The 16,461-nt window shown below is 54.2% G+C and carries 13 protein-coding genes; 1 reads left to right on the top strand and 12 read right to left on the bottom strand.

The window, feature by feature from the left end:
• Positions 1-80: 80 nt before the first annotated feature.
• The 12 genes from BGO16_RS06775 to BGO16_RS06720 all read right to left on the bottom strand — a co-directional run bounded on the left by BGO16_RS06775 (position 81) and on the right by BGO16_RS06720 (position 12,393).
• Complete coding sequence (locus tag BGO16_RS06775; protein ID WP_292617848.1) at positions 81-1,190, bottom strand: hypothetical protein; 1,110 nt, start codon at positions 1,188-1,190, stop codon at positions 81-83.
• A 47-nt stretch (positions 1,191-1,237) separates the two neighbouring features.
• Positions 1,238-2,308, bottom strand: a complete 1,071-nt coding sequence (locus tag BGO16_RS06770) for an O-antigen ligase family protein (RefSeq protein ID WP_292617847.1) — start codon at positions 2,306-2,308, stop codon at positions 1,238-1,240.
• 320 nt (positions 2,309-2,628) lie between these two features.
• Positions 2,629-3,693 carry a glycosyltransferase family A protein gene (locus tag BGO16_RS06765; RefSeq protein ID WP_292617845.1) on the bottom strand — a complete coding sequence of 355 codons (1,065 nt, stop codon included), beginning with the start codon at positions 3,691-3,693 and terminating at the stop codon, positions 2,629-2,631.
• A complete protein-coding gene (locus BGO16_RS06760) occupies positions 3,647-4,624 on the bottom strand; it encodes a glycosyltransferase family 2 protein (protein WP_292617844.1) in 978 nt (325 codons plus the stop codon). The genes BGO16_RS06765 and BGO16_RS06760 overlap by 47 nt, the downstream gene beginning before the upstream one ends.
• Positions 4,625-4,683: 59 nt before the next feature.
• On the bottom strand, positions 4,684-5,820 hold the full coding sequence (locus BGO16_RS06755; RefSeq protein ID WP_292617843.1) for a DegT/DnrJ/EryC1/StrS family aminotransferase: 1,137 nt from the start codon (positions 5,818-5,820) through the stop codon (positions 4,684-4,686).
• Positions 5,817-6,812 carry an NAD-dependent epimerase/dehydratase family protein gene (locus tag BGO16_RS06750; RefSeq protein ID WP_292617864.1) on the bottom strand — a complete coding sequence of 332 codons (996 nt, stop codon included), beginning with the start codon at positions 6,810-6,812 and terminating at the stop codon, positions 5,817-5,819. The genes BGO16_RS06755 and BGO16_RS06750 overlap by 4 nt, the downstream gene beginning before the upstream one ends.
• A gap of 73 nt (positions 6,813-6,885) precedes the next feature.
• Entirely contained in the window at positions 6,886-7,995 is a 1,110-nt protein-coding gene (locus tag BGO16_RS06745) for a DegT/DnrJ/EryC1/StrS family aminotransferase (protein WP_292617842.1), read from the bottom strand.
• Positions 7,996-8,152: 157 nt separating this feature from the next.
• Positions 8,153-8,635, bottom strand: coding sequence for an acyltransferase (locus BGO16_RS06740; RefSeq protein ID WP_292617841.1), 483 nt, complete (start codon positions 8,633-8,635; stop codon positions 8,153-8,155).
• Positions 8,636-8,662: 27 nt separating this feature from the next.
• Complete coding sequence (locus BGO16_RS06735) at positions 8,663-10,150, bottom strand: oligosaccharide flippase family protein (protein WP_292617840.1); 1,488 nt, start codon at positions 10,148-10,150, stop codon at positions 8,663-8,665.
• A 44-nt stretch (positions 10,151-10,194) separates the two neighbouring features.
• On the bottom strand, positions 10,195-11,244 hold the full coding sequence (locus BGO16_RS06730; protein WP_292617839.1) for a Gfo/Idh/MocA family oxidoreductase: 1,050 nt from the start codon (positions 11,242-11,244) through the stop codon (positions 10,195-10,197).
• Between the two features lie 139 nt (positions 11,245-11,383).
• A complete protein-coding gene (locus BGO16_RS06725) occupies positions 11,384-11,896 on the bottom strand; it encodes a glycosyltransferase (RefSeq protein ID WP_292617837.1) in 513 nt (170 codons plus the stop codon).
• Entirely contained in the window at positions 11,893-12,393 is a 501-nt protein-coding gene (locus tag BGO16_RS06720) for a UDP-N-acetylglucosamine--LPS N-acetylglucosamine transferase (RefSeq protein ID WP_292617836.1), read from the bottom strand. Before BGO16_RS06720 ends, BGO16_RS06725 begins: the two co-directional genes overlap by 4 nt.
• Before the next feature lie 712 nt (positions 12,394-13,105).
• Here BGO16_RS06720 and BGO16_RS06715 point away from each other — a divergent pair.
• On the top strand, positions 13,106-16,264 hold the full coding sequence (locus BGO16_RS06715) for an Ig-like domain-containing protein (protein WP_292617835.1): 3,159 nt from the start codon (positions 13,106-13,108) through the stop codon (positions 16,262-16,264).
• Positions 16,265-16,461: the final 197 nt, after the last annotated feature.

The following is a 16,461-nucleotide window of genomic DNA, read 5'->3' as shown; positions in this document are numbered from 1 at the left end:
CCTGATAAAAGAACCGCGAAAAGCAAAATAAAAATGCGAATGAATATAATCTGAGTAAATGAGCTTAACTTACTGCATGCCTAATAAGCCGGGGTAACGGTTCGACCCGCTTTTGGGCCATTCGCCCAGATGTTACCGCTCCAGCTATTGCCCGAATTTTTCGTCGACCAATAAGAAATAGCACCAAATTGTCCCCCTTTTGGTGCTATTTCAGTTGAAAATTTATTGTTGAAGACTCGGATGTTCTTTGCATCGGCCCCGCCGCCATAGAGAGTGAATGAACCGCCCGCCAGCCAATTGTCTTCGATCGTCACATCATGAATGCCCAGCCCCTCTTTCATAAAGATTGCTGCGGTCGAATTTTGAACTAAGTCAGTGATGGTATTGTGCTTGATGACCAAGGTAGCGCCTGCAGGAGCCTTCCATAGATATATTCCTTGAGTGTGCGCGCCAGTATATTTCGATAAATCGTGGATCCAGTTATTGTGAACAAGTCCGTGAGCAATGTTGATACCGTCTTTGAAGCCAGAGATGTCACTATATCCTACCTCGAGCGAGCCCGTTCCTTGAGAGCTTATCCCATATGCATATCCGCCCTCTGCGGCCGGCCCCTTTCCAGGGATGCTATCGATTTTGACATGCAAGATCCTGAGGCCGGTGACATTTGGTTTCGAACTGCCGTATTTGATCGCCCACCATATTTGTGCCGTTGCGGTTACGTGTGAATTCTGAATCGTCACGTTGTTCGCTTCGACATCAATGCAACCAGTAATGTGCATTCCATCGATTATGGTATTGTCAACGGAGACCACAAGGCAATCGTCATTAGTTGTCAGCTTGGTCAACGAAATGCCTGAGGGGACGCCAGTGTTTGTGGAGTTGGGGTAGTCGCAAGCGCTATAAGTCGACAGAATACAAGCAGCATCATTTGGCGTTTTCTGCGTCTGTTCAATGCTATTTCCCTCTGCGGATGCGGCAAGGATCGCGTGGTATGCGTACTCACCGCTGAGCGGAGGAGAGATATAATTCTTTTTATTGCTGCTATCCTCGAATGGTCCCGCGCGGATCACTGCTGAAACCTTGTCTCCTGAATTGGCAGCAGACCCGTTCTTCTTTACGCTGGCGCTACAAGGATCAACCGTAGCTAAAGCTGCTCCCAAGAGGATAAACTGCGTTGCGAGACTCGCCAACGAGGATAGATGGACAGCTTTCCTCCGAGCCTCAGATCTTGGGCGAATCATTTCTCAACAGCCACACGTGTGGTTCTGCTCCGACAAATGTTTATTTCCACCAAACTCGCGCGCATGCCAGCAAAAATTCCCAAAAAGACCCAACACGTACCCCAAAAATGAACAGTAAATCCGATAAATATTGAGGAGACAGTGATTATACCAAGGGCTACTGATAAACGCCGTTCTTCAAGAGAGAGATACGGAGACCGATCGAGCGAGCCCTTCCAATATGCTCCGATCATTGTGAATAATACCAAAAAGCTGGCGGGTATTCCCATAGTCATGGCAATTCTGAGCCACATGGAATCGACGCTTGGGCCATAAAGTCCATAACTGTACCAATCCCAATCGACATCCATGCCCAAGCCGAAAATTGGAGATTGCTGCATTAACAGTGGAACAACGGCTGCCCATATTGCTTCTCGATTCCACCGTGTTGCGGGATCGATGCCACTAAGGTTCATTATGGTAGCAAGAGGGCTCGAAGAACTGAGGCTAAGAAAAACGAAGCCAATCGAGAACAATGCACCCAGTAATTTCCACCTGGCGGAGAAGCGACTGCAAACGTAGTAAAAAGTGGTAAGTCCCAACGAAAGTGCGTAGGCGACTAGTGGCCCTCGCGCTTGCGAAGCAAGTATTCCAACGAACGCTATTGCCGCCGTGCTCCAGCCGATAAATCGCGAGGGGAAAGTACAAATTGCCAGTGTGCCAACCCAGGCGCAGAATGCGCCAAACAAGATTGAGTGCTCAAAGGGCCCCATCGCACGAGCGACACCCTTCCTGTACAGCGTGTCGGCAAGTGTTTCTTTGGCCCACTCGTAATCAGGTATCGTATACCCGGTAATTGCCTTTATGAATTCATACGTAAAAGGTTTGTTTGTAAGAGGGTCCAGCACAGCAATCGCCACGATCACCAGGAGTAGTTTGCTTGTGAACGCTATGATCCGGACGCTGCTATCTACAGGGCTTAATAAAGTCCTAAAAATAAAATAAGGGCCGCTAAACTCTAATGCCATAATGCCGCCGCTCTTCAGCCCGGCAGCTGGTCCTTGGATAATAATCGCGGCGAGCATCATCCAGAGCCCCGCAGCAACAGCGAACGCATCTGACGGCACGAAGACTTTGGAAGGACGCCGAAGGTATTGTGCTATTGCGTCGATCGTCAGTGGAATAATGAGGAGCCTAGCTAATGAAAGGCGGAAATCACCTATAAAGAATGAGAGGCCTTCAGGCAGACACAGAAGGACAATTAAGAATTTTAGTAGAGTCTCTTTGCCGCTTGCCGCGACTGGGCGTGCTTGAGGCTGCTTTGTGCGGCTCCACGGTCGTTGCGAATGAAGCTGTGCCGCCCTCATAAGACGAGTCCCTCGTCCGTCATGCATCTAGATCATTTATGTTAAGTTCCACTGAAATAAGCTTTCGCTCTTCCTGGTTTGTGCTGACGTGACCTTTTATCGCGAATGAAAAAAATAACGTTCAAGGGTGCTATGGCGTAAATCAGCGCTTTATAATAATGCGCGTCAAGCGGATGTAATCTGGCGCATTCCATGCCTGCTTTGAATGCTCCCCAGTAGTTGCCGATCTTGCGTTGATCCAAAACGCTTTCCATAAAATGGGCTGCTAAATTATTGTCCAATATACTATTTTGAGACCTTAATCCCGACCGCCCCGCAGTATCTTGATGATGCTCTTTGCCGCGTCGATCGCAGGCCTGTTTCATCGCCTCAGCGACAAATTTAACGCGTCTTGCAGGATCGCGCCGGGTAACAGAACTCCAAAGAATCCGATAGCCGTACAAACATTCGCCCAATACGATCATGGGGTGTTGCTCTCCGACTCGCAGAATGTAGTCGAATGCCTCAACATATTGTAGATCTTGTTGATATCGAAAATTCTTGACAAGCGATAGTCGAAACATTCCGGTTGGATCATGCGCCGGCATGCTAAATGCGTCTATCAAGCGTTTGCACTCATCTGTATCTTTCGCGGCAAACGTGGGCGCTATCGACCTGTCGTTAATAATTAGCTCATTTCCGCAGAAGACGGCAGCCACCTGTGGCTGGCTGAGCATGGCGCGGACTTGCTTTTCAATACGAGTGGGATGGCTAATATCGTCGCCGTCTTGAATTGCATAGAAATCCCCACGAATAAGGTCCAATGCGCGATTCAGAGCGACGGGTCGGGTGGCGTTCTCCTGATGGAAAACCCGAATACGACGGTCGGTCAGCAGATCAGTAATGGATGCGAAGGAATCGTCGGTACTGCCATCATCGATAATAACGATATCCAGGTTCTGATACGTCTGGGTCAAGATACTTACGAGCGACGCACGAAGATATTCTCCTGCATTGTAGGCACACATTATGATGCTAACTAATGGTGTGATGTTGCCACCTGCAGATTCTAGTGGTCGATCATCCTTCATGATGTGCCCCTGCTTGCCCGGGTGTTTGGTGCCCATCGGGAAGTGCCGATTTAGTATTAGCGGGAGGCTTCCGAAGCGCAGCCACGCGTACTGACTGATAGCCAACAGCAGCTGCTGCGCGGACGAGTTGAATCCCCTCAACGATATGCCCGCGTCGAAATACGCCGATCCCATTGCGGAACATGCGCTTGGCCAATGTCTGAGCTGTTACGCGACGCAAGTAGGAAGAATCTGTCAGTCGAGCGTGGTATTCGTCAAAGAAGCTATCGAAAGCCTGTTGGCATTGTCGGTAGTCCAACAACATTCTTTTGTAATAGCTGTTGGACATGGCAGCGGCATGCTTTCGGTAAATGGCCTGGACTGCGCTGATTTGGGCTACCGAGCCATGCGCCGCATAGCGAAGCCACATTTCCAAATCCCCCGCATGGGGTAGCGATGCTCGATAGCCGCCGACTGCCTTTTGAGTTTTCGTTCGCCCGATCGCTGTTGGGGTCGGAACCAAATTCACTGCAGTTCCGCACATTTCGAAGATCAGGTCGTGACGTTTCCATGTGTAATCATGTGCTTGCTCGACGACAGGGAGTGGTTGATCATCACGCCACGCGATGCAATCGCCGTGTGTAAGCACGACATCTGCATTTTCATCCATGATTTGTGTGGCCCGTTGGAGCGCGCCGGCAACCAACATGTCGTCAGCCGATAATAGCAGAAAATAGTCAGCGGCCGCCCAAGCAATCCCCTCGTTATATGTTTCGATGTGCCCCTTGTTTTGTGAGTGCGCGATGACGCTCACGCGAGGGTCGTCGCGGGCGAGTTCCTTGGCGACAATCAGAGAATCGTCTGTTGAGGCATCATCAATAATAAGGACGCGAATATCGCGGACGGATTGTTCCAGAGCGCTCTTCACACACGCGGTCAGGAACCGTCCGTAATTGTAGCAAGGAACCACAATATCGACCTTTGGCATGGGCTCCAACTTCCAAATCTCGTGGATCTGCAGCGTATCGATAATGAGTTCATTAGCAGCTAGCGGAGCTCGGTCTTTACCGCATCTGCCACGCGAGTTTGATCTTCGTGAGTCATTTGGGCGTATATTGGAAGCAGGATGGAATGATCCTGCGCAAGTTCTGACTGTCGTAAATCATGGCGCGGCTTCTCGCCTGCATAGGCTGGCTCCCGGTGTGAGCACATGATTCCGCGCCGCGTTGCGATGCCCTGATCGAGCATAGCCTGCATGATTTCTCTCTGATCGACATGATCCGGCAAGCGCACGCAGTAGCTTTGCCAGTTCGAGCGGGCCCAATCCGGCTCGAAGGGGAGACGCAGTCCTTCGATATTGCCGAGCATTTCTGCGTATGTTGCAGCCAGCGCCCGGCGTCGGGTAACGATGTCATCGAGCTTCTTGAGCTGTTTGCGACCGATGGCCGCCTGCATATCGGTCATCCGATAATTAAAGCCGACGTCGAGATACTGTTCGAAGATGACCTGCGACGCGCCGTGCCGAACCGTGTCCGGCACGCTCATGGCGTGCTGCCTCAGCAGTTTGAACTTGCGGTCGAATTCCGGCTCCGAGGTGGTCAGCATGCCGCCTTCGCCGGTGGTTATGACCTTTCTTGGATGAAAGGAAAAGCATGTGATCTGGCCGTGCGCCTTACCGATCCGCTCCCAGCTCCCGTTCACGCGGATTTCGCTGCCGGCTGCGCAGGCCGCGTCCTCGATCAGCACCAGGTTATGCTGGCGCGCAAGCGCCACCAAGGCCGGAAGGTCGCAAGGCATGCCCATCTGGTGAACGGCAATAATGGCGCGAGTGCGCGGTGTAATTGCCTCCGCGACCTTGAGCGGGTCGATATTGTAGGTGTCGGGATCGACATCGACAAAGACCGGCGTCGCTCCGCAGTACCTCACACTGTTCGCGGTTGCGATAAACGAATGGCTTGCCGTGATGACCTCGTCACCGGGGCCGACGTTGATGGCCGCCAGCGCGAGATGAAGTGCGGTCGTGCAATTCGAAACCGCGGTCGCATAGGGAGCGCCCACGAGAGCGCAGAACTCGTGCTCAAACGCGGCGACCTGTGGGCCCTGCGAGACCCAACCTGACAATACAGCGTCGCGAGCCGCGTTCGCTTCCTCGTCGTCCAGGAACGGTAAGGCTATCGGGATCACGAAACAGCGGCCTCCTTCTGCCGGGGCTTTGCCGAGGATGAAAGCTCGTCGCGCCACCATGCGACGAGCTGGTCCAATCCTTGTTCCAGCAGAATCGTGGAACGGAAACCAAGCAGCTCTTCTGCTTTCGCCGTCGAGGCCAGACGGCGGGGAACAGGATTGACGCTGCGCTCAGGAGCGAAATCCGGGGTGAGACCGCCTCGACCCATGACCGACGTCAGGGCCGTCGCGAGCTGCGCCAGGCTGGTTTCGGTTCCGCTGGCCACGTTGAAGACCTGATCGGTAACGTTCGATTTGGCGCCGAGAATATTGGCGCGGGCGACGTCCCTGACGTGGATGAAATCCATGGTCTGTTGGCCGTCGCCAAAAATAATCGGCGGCAGGCCAGCTTCCAGCCGCTCCATCCAGCGGATCAGGACTTCGGTATACCGTCCGTGAATATCCATGCGTTCGCCGTAGACGTTGAAATACCTGAAGGCAACGTAATCGAGCTTGTACATGTCGTTGAAGGTGCGGAGCAGGCCTTCGTTGAAGGCTTTCGCCGCGCCGTAGAGCGTGCGGTTGTCATACGCGTTGTGATGTTCCGTCGTCGGGAATTCATCGGCCATGCCATAGACCGATGCCGAGGATGCGGCGATCACCCTCTCGATCTCATGCTGGACGCAAAGCTCGAGTAAATCATAGGTGGCCTGAACCATGACCTCCATTGCGAGACGGGGTTCGGCAGCGCAGTGCGTGATCCGCAAGGCCGCCTGGTGAAACACGATGTCCGCATCCTTCACCAGCTCAGTCATCAGCTTGTTGTCGCGGATATCACCGTCGATCAATCGGACCGGACCACGTGCCAGGGCGTTCTTCAGGTTTTCCGGACGCCCGCGCACCATGTTGTCGATAGCGACAATTTCCCGGCAATCTTCGTCGCACAGAAGGTCAACGATGTGAGAGCCGATAAATCCGGCGCCGCCAGTGACCAGGATTCGTTTTCCCTTCAAGTCGGCCACATTACACTCCATTTGTAATTCGATGAATGTCGCTTCGTTTGAGAACGAAGCGACAGGACAGGCGCTAGGCCGCGAGAGCCGGCAGAGCTTTTTCCAGTTCCGTCGCAACCACGTCAACTTGCTCGGGCTTGAGCTCGGCGTAGATCGGCAACGATAGAAATTGTTTCGAAAGCGCTTCGGTCACCGGAAGCGAGCCGGCGCCGTGGCCGGCATCGGCATAGGCTTTCTGCAAATGCACCGGAATGGGATAATGGATACCGGTGGCGACTCCCGCGGCCTGCAGGGCAGCCTGTGCTTCGTCGCGTCGGGCGAGGGTCACCGCATAGACGTGGTAGACATGCCTGCGGCTCGCCGGTGACGCCGGTCGTTGACAGGGCAGTTTCTGCAGCAGCTGGTCGTACTGTGAGGCGGCCGCGCGGCGGCCTTCCGTCCATGCCTCGATGTAGTTCATCTTGACATTGAGAATGGCGCCCTGAATGCCGTCCATGCGGTAGTTATAACCCCGGAGCACGTGGTTATACTTGGACTCCTGGCCCCAATCGCGAAGCAGCGAAATGCGCTTCGCAAATTCGGCGTTGTTCGTGACCACCGCGCCGCCTTCGCCATATGCGCCGAGGTTCTTGCCCGGGTAGAAGCTGAAGCAGCCTAGATCGCCGATCGCCCCGGCGCGCCGGCCCTTATATTCCGCGCCATGGGCCTGCGCGGCGTCCTCGATAACGACGAGGCCATGACGCCGGGCGATTTCCATGATGGGGTCCATATCCGCCATCAATCCGTGAAGATGGACAGGCAGGATCGCTTTGGTCCTGGGCGTGATCGCCGCTTCGATGGTCGCCGGATCCATCGTCCAGGTCTCGGGATCGACGTCGACGAAAACCGGCTTGGCTCCGGTGTAAAGGATGGCCGCAGCGGTCGCGACGAACGTCAAAGATACGGTAATCACCTCGTCGCCGGCTCCGATGCCGGCTGCGAGAAGGGCCAGATGCAGAGCCGATGTCCCGGTGTTGACCGCGAGGCAATGTTCGACCCCGCAGTAAGGCGCAAAGCGCTTCTCAAAGGCGGCAACCTCCGGACCTTGCACATACTGTGTGCTATCGATGGCGCGCAGGACGGCGGCATCGATCTCGGGCTTCATTTGCAGGTATTGTGCTTTCAGATCGAGAAAGGGGATCAAGGAAATATTCCTATGCGGGAAAACGTTGGGACGTTTCAATTTATTTTCGGCGTAAAAAACTAAACTACATAATCAAAAAAATGAAAACAGAAATAAATTGAATATCGATCGTTAGACGGAAGTTCCGGCACGTTTGATTAATAATGGAGTTGCGATCTCAGGTTAATGTATCGATCCGGGATCTGACAGAGCGGGCGGGAACTCCCGCGACAACATCGCCCGGAGCCACGTCCCTCGTGACAACGGCACCTGCGCCGACAACGGCACCGTCGCCGATCGAGATGCCGCATAAAATTGTGGCGTTGGAGCCGATCGATGCCCGGCGTCCGACCCTTGTGGTTTCGACATGCCAATCCGCGGCGCCCTGCAGGCGACCATCCTCGGTCGTGGCGCGTGGAAGCTTGTCATTGGTGAACATGACGCCGTGTCCGATAAAGGCTTCGTCTTCAATCGTGACGCCCTCACAGATAAAGGTGTGCGACGAGATCTTGCATCGCGCGCCGATCCTGGCTCCGACCTGAATCTCCACAAAGGTTCCGATGCGGGTTTCATCCCCGATGGTGCATCCATAGAGATTCACCAGGTCGGGATGAAAAATGCGGACGTCGCGTCCAAGACGTACGTCGTCAGTGATCGGCATCAGATAATTACCTTTGATAGATCAACCTTACCTGATCAGATTGCGTCTGAAGAAGCCAGTTGATTTGAGAACCACTTTGAATAGTTCGCCGGCTGCGAGTTGCAGCCTGGGCAACAACGGATGTGCTGTTAAAACCAAACCCAGCAGCCAGCAAATCGACACCACAAAGCCTGCTAGCACTAATCCGACCGCGGTCGGGAGCCAGTTCAACTCCACAAACACGGCGCAAATAGCAGTTCCACCCGAGGTTATCAGCGTTATAAGCGCACCTTTCGATACCACCTGGGTCAATTCACTGAATTCAAATTTCAAATGCCGGCGAATGAAGTAGATGGCGACCGCGGCTTGGAAGGGAAGAGTGATCAACATCGATGCCGCAACCGCTTCCACGCCGAAGAAAGAGGCCACGAAGATCAAAGCCAACGACGGAGGAAGGGATATCAATGATGAAATAAGGGAATCGCGTACGCTACCGGTAGCGACCAGAACGGGATAGGTCAGGCACGCCGCGAATAATGCGAGATTGGCGATGCACATCAGGCGCACCAGCGGAACGATCTCAACCCACGTTGGACCGAGCCAAATCAAGATGAGGGGATGCGCCATGATCGCAACAAAGGTCAGGAACGGCCATTGTATGGTTGCCAGATATCCTGCTCCCTCCAAATAGATGTTCTTGAGATTCCCACCTGCTTTGATTTGTGCAAAGATTGCCGGCATCACAACGGGTCCGATCACCTGACCGATCAGTCTGTCGAAAACCTGCGTGATGCCGTTAGCACGCGTAAAGAGGCCGACCGCATTGAAATCCAGAATGCGGGCGAGAAATAATTGCGGAGCCAGGTTGTAGAAGACATTGATCAGGCTGACCCCTCCCGAATACAGTCCAAATCTCAACACGTCGGAATAGCCGGAAAGCAAAGGACGAAAGAAGAGACCGACGTTTCCTGAGAAGAACATCAGCAAGACGACGAGCGTTAGATTCCCGACTAGCACTCCCCAGATCGGAGCCATAAAGCTGAAGTTCAAGACCGCAAGCAGGATGGATGCGAGAGCTCCGGCCAAGTTACTTGCCAGATTGCAAACAGCAAGCTTGTTGAAGGCCATTTCCCTGCGCAGAAGAGCGGCCATGACGACGACAAATGGGGTCAACAGAAGATTAAGCGCCGATACCTCGATACCAAGCTTTAGGTCTTGCTTTTTGAACATCCAGACGAAAACGTCTGCGGCAAGATATAGAACAAGTCCGATCAGCGCAGAAATCCCGAAGACGATCGTGAATGCAGTGCGAATATTTGATTGCGAGAGTTCTTGCTTCTGGATGAGATAGTTCGCTCCACCGAACTCCTGAAATGAGGCAGTCAAGATTAGGATAATCGCGTTCACGACGGCGTAAACACCAAACTCACTTGGTGTCAGCAATCGCGAAAGTACCGCAGTGGAAATCAAAAAGAGCAGAAAACTCCCGTAGCGCTCAATCGCTGAGAAAAAGATCGAATGTTGAACGGAGCTCATCGGGATAGGTAACTCACCTGGTTGCTGGAACGATCAGAAAGCCCCTATGCTCGCTTGCGAAGTTCCAGCGGTTGGCCCAGACGAACCGGTCTTCCCTGCTCCAGAATTGAATGGGACGCAGCTTCCAGAATTTCAATCACACGAAGTCCGGAGTCGCCGCTGGAGATAGGTTTCTGGTTGTTTCGGACGCAATCGGCGAAATGCTCGATCTCGGTTTGCAAGGCTTCCTTCGCGGATATGTGCGGGGCCCACATATCGCCAGCGCGATACCCGATTTTGATCTGATGAGCATTTTCGGGCGACGGATTCAGGATGATGCCCTTATCGTAAACCTTGATCTTCTCGGTCGGCTCGACATCGTCATAGACAATCATCTTGCGGCTTCCGCCAATGAAGGTTTGACGTACCTTGATGGGCGAGAGCCAGTTGACGCTCACGTGAGCGACGCACTTGGAATCAAAAAACAGCGTGATGTGGGCCATATTCTCCGGCGATCCGGCGACATGGCAGGAGCCTGTTGCAGAAACCGAAACAGGCTTGTCCTTGAGGATGTAATTGATAATGGAAATGTCGTGGACGGCGAGATCCCAAATTACATTGACGTCGCTTTGAAACAGGCCAAGGCTCGAGCGGATGCTGTCGTAGTAATAGATTTCACCCAGGCTATCGGTGTGAATGAGTTCGCGAATCTTCTGGACCGCCGGTGTGTACAGGAATGTGTGATCTACCATCAGAACAAGATTGCGGCGGTCGGCTTCGTCGATCAGACGGCGGACTTGCTCTGCCGTTGGAGCTATGGGTTTCTCGACGAACACATGCTTTCCGGCCTTTAAAGCAGCCAGTGCCAGATCGTAATGGGTGTGGGTTGGTGTCGCGATCGCGACTGCATCGATCCCCGGATTTGTCAGTAGGTCGCGGAAATCTGAAGTCGTTGTGATCCCCGGATAAAGTCGCTGGCTCGTTGCAAGCTTGCCAGGATCTAGATCGCATATACTGATCACATGGGTCGATATGCCGTTCGAAAAGTTTCGGACGAGATTTGGACCCCAATATCCGTACCCGATAACACCAATGCCTAGTTGCCTGTTCGCCATGTCCTACCTGTCATATCGAAAATCCTCATATCGCACCCGTGTAGAAGCGAGGTGCGCCGAGAGGACAATTTCACGATCGTTCAGCGTCCAAGACGGCTTCGCCGTTTCGTGAGCCAGCCGTTGGGTTCTGTTGGTTAATTTAAGCTGAGGCGTCTTTGTCGTTAAACTGAACGCTCTTTGTTTCAATAAACATTCGAATGGTGCGGATCAGGTTTGGAGACACTTCAAAATTGAGTCGTTCCGAACTGGTCGGATTTTGGAGTTGATCGAGCTTCTCACAGAGTTCCTGTTGATCCATCGCAGTGAGAATACGGCCCTGCTCGGAGAATCGTTGAGCGGTTGCCATCTGATGATCGTTACGATGCTCGCCGAGATCCGCACGACGCGGCATCACGAGAATTCGTTTGCCGAGTTCGAGGGCAGTAATGATCGACCCCATCCCGGCATGGGCGACGATCAGGCTGGCGACTTCGACGTGTTGTCTGAATTCGTCAGCACCGATGAACGGTGCGGAGCGGATATGCAGGGGATGAAAGTCGGAAGGACCGGTCTGGGCAAAAATGTCTGTGCGGCCACGTGTGCCGGCCCATTCGTCGATTGCCCGGATTAGGCGGTCGAAGCGCCCTTGCGTGCCGACGGTGACAAAAATCATAGGACGGAGCCCACGTAGTATGGGCCGCCGACTTTCGCCAGATCAGGCCACTGGGTCAGCCACAGATCTGCGCAGCGGCCGATCCGACGGCCGGATACCGATAGCCGGTCGACATTCGCGATGCTGTCCAGCCAGATTGTCTTGGCCCCCATGAGATGGCCCAGGCGGAGAGCGAAATAGCCAGGCGCGGCACCGGTCGAAACGACGATATCCGGGCGCTCGGTCAAGATGATCCAGGCCACTTCGGCTGCAGTCTTGAGAAGACGGAATTTCGTAGAGAGATTGGAGTCGGTCACGGTCAAAAACCGATGACCGTGCACCTGGGATCGATAGGACGCGTGGGTCGTCACAAAGGTCACGTCGCAATCCCGGAATGCAGGTCCAATGCGAAGAAGTTGAATCCAGTGCCCGCCGCCCGAGGCAATCGCCAGCAGCTTGCGGCGCGCGGCTTTGGAGCGCCGATCAGCAGGATTTCTTGCACGGAATAGCTCGCTCATATTCTACCTTAATAGCAAGTGCATAAAATTAAATTACGTGTATTTTTTAGAACGATAATTAAACAGACAGACTTAATCAATATGATATTTTTTAAAAATAAGCTCAAATTATCGAGTCGGTTAATCGAGTTGGTAACACTATATTTTGTAGGGTGGAGTGGTGCCCGAGAGGTCCATGCCTAATCTCCAGGGGATGACCTGGGGATAATCGCACAGAACCGACGCGCGTATCAGCGGAATATCGAAATTGCAGTAAATTTACTTTTAAAACTCTGCAGAAGAAAGCCCATATTTGCCGAGGTCTTAGCCGCTCTAAAATAGCTTGTTTGGAAATAGCTGTGACGGCTCCACGGAGGCGCGTAATTCACGCTTGGGATGTGGACAACAAGCGCCGCAAGCAGCCCAACGGTTACAGTGCTGACGGCGGCCCAAATTGCCATATCGGTAGGTAGCGGGAATGCAGTCGAGCAGCACGTCTGCTTAATGAATTCTCTTCCCATTCAGACGATTAATCGGTGGGATTGCAAGGTCTTATTTATTTCAGAGGGGCATACTCCAGCGAGTTCTCAAAATGACCTCGGCCACGCCCTCGTCTGGTCAAAAAAAAGCCGCCCGACGCAGAGCATTACGAACGGGCAGCTTGGGGTGTGGTCCTCACTCAGGGACAAATCGAGTGAGAGGCCGGCGCTGACTAGACAGAGGGAGCAGAAATTTGGCCACGACACTTTTGTCCGGGTATCCGGATGCGACGACGACTGGTGTGCAATCGGGAGTAGCTCTGAAGACGTATAATGGCGATCTCGTTGTAAACACGCCGGGGGCGGTGATCTCGGGCCTTGATATCAAGGGTACGGTTTTCATCAATGCTCCCAACGTAACGATTGAGAATTGCAAAATTACGTTCGTTAACTACTGGGGCGTTAACGTGAAGAGCGGTGTAACCGGCACCGTGGTTCAGAATTGCGAAATCAATGGAACCGGCACGAGTCCGCAAGGGGTCGATGGGATTCAGGGGCAGGGGACTTTCCTAAATAATAATATCTATAACGTTGAAAACGGTATAGCTGTCGATGGAAACAACACCGTCATAAAGGGCAACTATATTCACGATTTTCATGCGTCCGGCGATCCCCACTATGATGGGATTCAAATCGGCGGCGCTCTGTCCAATATTACGATCAGTCACAATACGATCGTTAACCAGCAGCGCGATACCGGCACTATATACATTTCGAATGATTGGGGACCGGTCAACGGTGTCATTGTCGATGACAATCAATTGATCGGCGCCGGCTTCACCGTCTATTCGGACGAAAAGGGTGGAGGCTCAGGCCCCCAAATAAATGGCGTCCAATTCACCAATAACAAGCTGGGATCGGGCTACTGGGGCTTCTCCTACATAAGCAACAACACTGTTGTTTGGCAGGGTAACACCGAAATTGGCTCAGGCAAGACCATATCGGTGGATGGGAAATTGTCATCTTCGCCATCTTCGCCACCTTCGTCGGCTCCCGGTCTGGATGCGCCCGTGATAGCGGGATGGTCGTCCGATACCGGTGTCGCAGGTGACAAGATCACCAACGACAATACGGTAACGCTGAGCGGTAAGGCGGCGGCCAACAGCACGGTGAAGGTGCTTGATGGCGGCAAGCAGATCGGGTCCGCCACCGCCGACGGAAGCGGCGCCTGGAAATTCACGAGCGCGGCACTGAATGACGGCAACCATAGCTTGACGGCGACTGCCACCAGCGGCGGGGTCACCAGTTCGGCTTCCTCACCGCTTGCCCTGGTTATCGATACGGCAGCTCCGAACGCTCCCACGCTCAAACTTTCGACCTCGGCCTCGAACCTGGCTTCGACGCACGTGGCGAAGCTCGACGGCACCGCGGAAGCGAACAGCACCGTAAAGGTCTTTGACGGCCTCACCCAGGTCGGTACTGCAAAGGCCAACAGCAGCGGTGTCTGGACTTTCACAACCGGTACATTGGCGGACGGCAATCACAACTTTACGGCCCAGGCTACGGATGTGGCAGGCAATACCGGTGTGGCTTCGGCCGCTCTCGCCGTCGCGGTGGCACCATCGACGCAGCAGACGGCTCCAAGCGCGCCTAAAATCGCTTCCTTTTCGAACGATAGCGGCGTGGTGGGAGACGGCATCACCAATGACAACACCCTGACGCTGAAGGGCAGTGCAGCTGCCAATAGCACCATCAAGGTCTATGATGGCGGCACGCAGATCGGCACCGCCAAGGCGGATGCCAAGGGTGCATGGAGCTTCGATACCTCAGCCCTCAAGGATGCCAAGCATACGTTGACCGCAACCGCGACCAATGCGGCCGGACAAACCAGCGCTGCTTCGGCGGGCCTCACGGTAACGATCGATACGCATGCGCCCGGAGTTCCCACAATCGCGGAAGGCAGCGGCGCCACTCAGTTGCTCGCTGCACGAGCGGCTGCGTCGAGTTCGTCTAACGACAAAGCCGTTCACCTGACTGGTCAGGCCGAAGCCAAGAGCACGATCACCATTCTCGACGGCGGCAAGAAGATCGGTACGACGACGGCTGGGACCGATGGCACCTGGTCGTTCACGGCCGACTCGCTTGCGGGCGGACATCACGCGTTCACCGCAACGGCGACGGACGTGGCCGGTAATGTCGGCAAGTCATCCACGGTGCTGGAAATAGATATTTCCAATCCTGCGCCGGCGAATCCGAAGGCGCCGAGCATCGTATCCTTCTCCAAGGACAGCGGCGTCGCCGGCGATCATATCACGAACGACAAGACGTTGACGTTGACCGGCTCGGCCGATGCGAAAAGCACCGTTACGGTTTTCGACGGTGATAAAAAGCTCGGCACGACGAAGGCCGATGCGAACGGTACCTGGAAGTATACCACGGCCACACTCGCTGATGGTGCGCACAATCTGACCGCGACTGCGACGGATGCCTCGCACCATACCAGCTCGGTTTCGTCGGCTCTGGCCGTGACCATCGATACAACGGCGCCTGCCGCGCCAACGCTTGCCGTCTATTCTTCGAGTGGGAAGGCTCTGAGTGGATCTACCCAGGTCGATGACTTTCTGTTGAAAGGAAAGGCTGAGGCCAACAGCGTCGTCAATGTCTTCGATGCTGGCAAACAGATCGGCACGACGCACGCTGCCAAGGATGGCAGCTGGAGCTTCGACACCGGCCACCTGGCGGATGGGAAGCACTCGTTCACATCGACGGCAGCGGATGCCGTTGGCAATACAAGCGCTGCTTCGTCCGCCAAGGCGATTTCGATCCTCGATGCGCCGCAGTCATCTTCGAAAGGAATCGACTTTACCGATGTCTCGCACAACTGGTGGTCGCATTTTTCGGTCACCATCAAGGGGACGGCCGACGCTTATAGCCAGATCAAGGTCTATGACGGCACAAAGGCGATCGGCACCGCTGCGGCGGACGCCGACGGCAACTGGACTCTTACCAGTTCTTCCGGTTCATCGAGCGCGGTAAAATCGTTCTCCGCCAAGGGAGTGGATGCGGCCGGAGAGGCGGTCACGAGTTCGGGGCACGCGATTCTGGGGAATTGTTCGAGCAACAAGATTGTCAGTACCACGGGGGACGATCTGCTGGTCGGGCGCGGACACTCGGATACGTTTGTGTTTGCCCCGAACTTCGGCAACGATACCATCAAGGACTTTCGAGCGAAGGGCTGGCAACACGACGTGCTGCAGTTCGACAAGGGTATCTTCGACAGCTTCGCGGATGTTCTTGCGCATGCGTCGCAAAGCAGCCATGACGTTGTAATCTCTACGGGGCATGGTGATTCGCTGACACTGAAAAATATGAAACTTGCTTCACTCGATAAGTTCGATTTCCACTTCGCCTGATCGGGTATCTCGTTGCGATTGATAAGACCACGGCCACTCGGGGCGACCCCCGAGTGGTGATGGTTGGGGGACGGCTATCATGACAAGCTTCGGCAGACGGGGGGAGATGCCTTCCTCCGGGATCGAGGGTGCGGGTATCAGTGGCACCGGCTTTGGGGAAAGCGGCACTCGTGCCATTCATTTGACGATCGAACGTT

This window comes from Nitrobacter sp. 62-23 (genome assembly GCF_001897285.1).
Classification (GTDB): Bacteria; Pseudomonadota; Alphaproteobacteria; order Rhizobiales; family Xanthobacteraceae; genus Nitrobacter.
This window is presented reverse-complemented; position numbering and strand designations above follow the sequence as displayed.

Excerpts from the sequence above, each read along its gene's own strand:
- BGO16_RS06770 (WP_292617847.1), bottom strand. The coding sequence starts at position 2,308 with ATGATGCTCGCCGCGATTATTATCCAAGGACCAGCTGCCGGGCTGAAG.
- BGO16_RS06765 (WP_292617845.1), bottom strand. The coding sequence starts at position 3,693 with ATGGGCACCAAACACCCGGGCAAGCAGGGGCACATCATGAAGGATGAT.
- BGO16_RS06760 (WP_292617844.1), bottom strand. The coding sequence starts at position 4,624 with ATGCCAAAGGTCGATATTGTGGTTCCTTGCTACAATTACGGACGGTTC.
- BGO16_RS06740 (WP_292617841.1), bottom strand. The coding sequence starts at position 8,635 with ATGCCGATCACTGACGACGTACGTCTTGGACGCGACGTCCGCATTTTT.
- BGO16_RS06735 (WP_292617840.1), bottom strand. The coding sequence starts at position 10,150 with ATGAGCTCCGTTCAACATTCGATCTTTTTCTCAGCGATTGAGCGCTAC.
- BGO16_RS06730 (WP_292617839.1), bottom strand. The coding sequence starts at position 11,244 with ATGGCGAACAGGCAACTAGGCATTGGTGTTATCGGGTACGGATATTGG.
- BGO16_RS06725 (WP_292617837.1), bottom strand. The coding sequence starts at position 11,896 with ATGATTTTTGTCACCGTCGGCACGCAAGGGCGCTTCGACCGCCTAATC.
- BGO16_RS06720 (WP_292617836.1), bottom strand. The coding sequence starts at position 12,393 with ATGAGCGAGCTATTCCGTGCAAGAAATCCTGCTGATCGGCGCTCCAAA.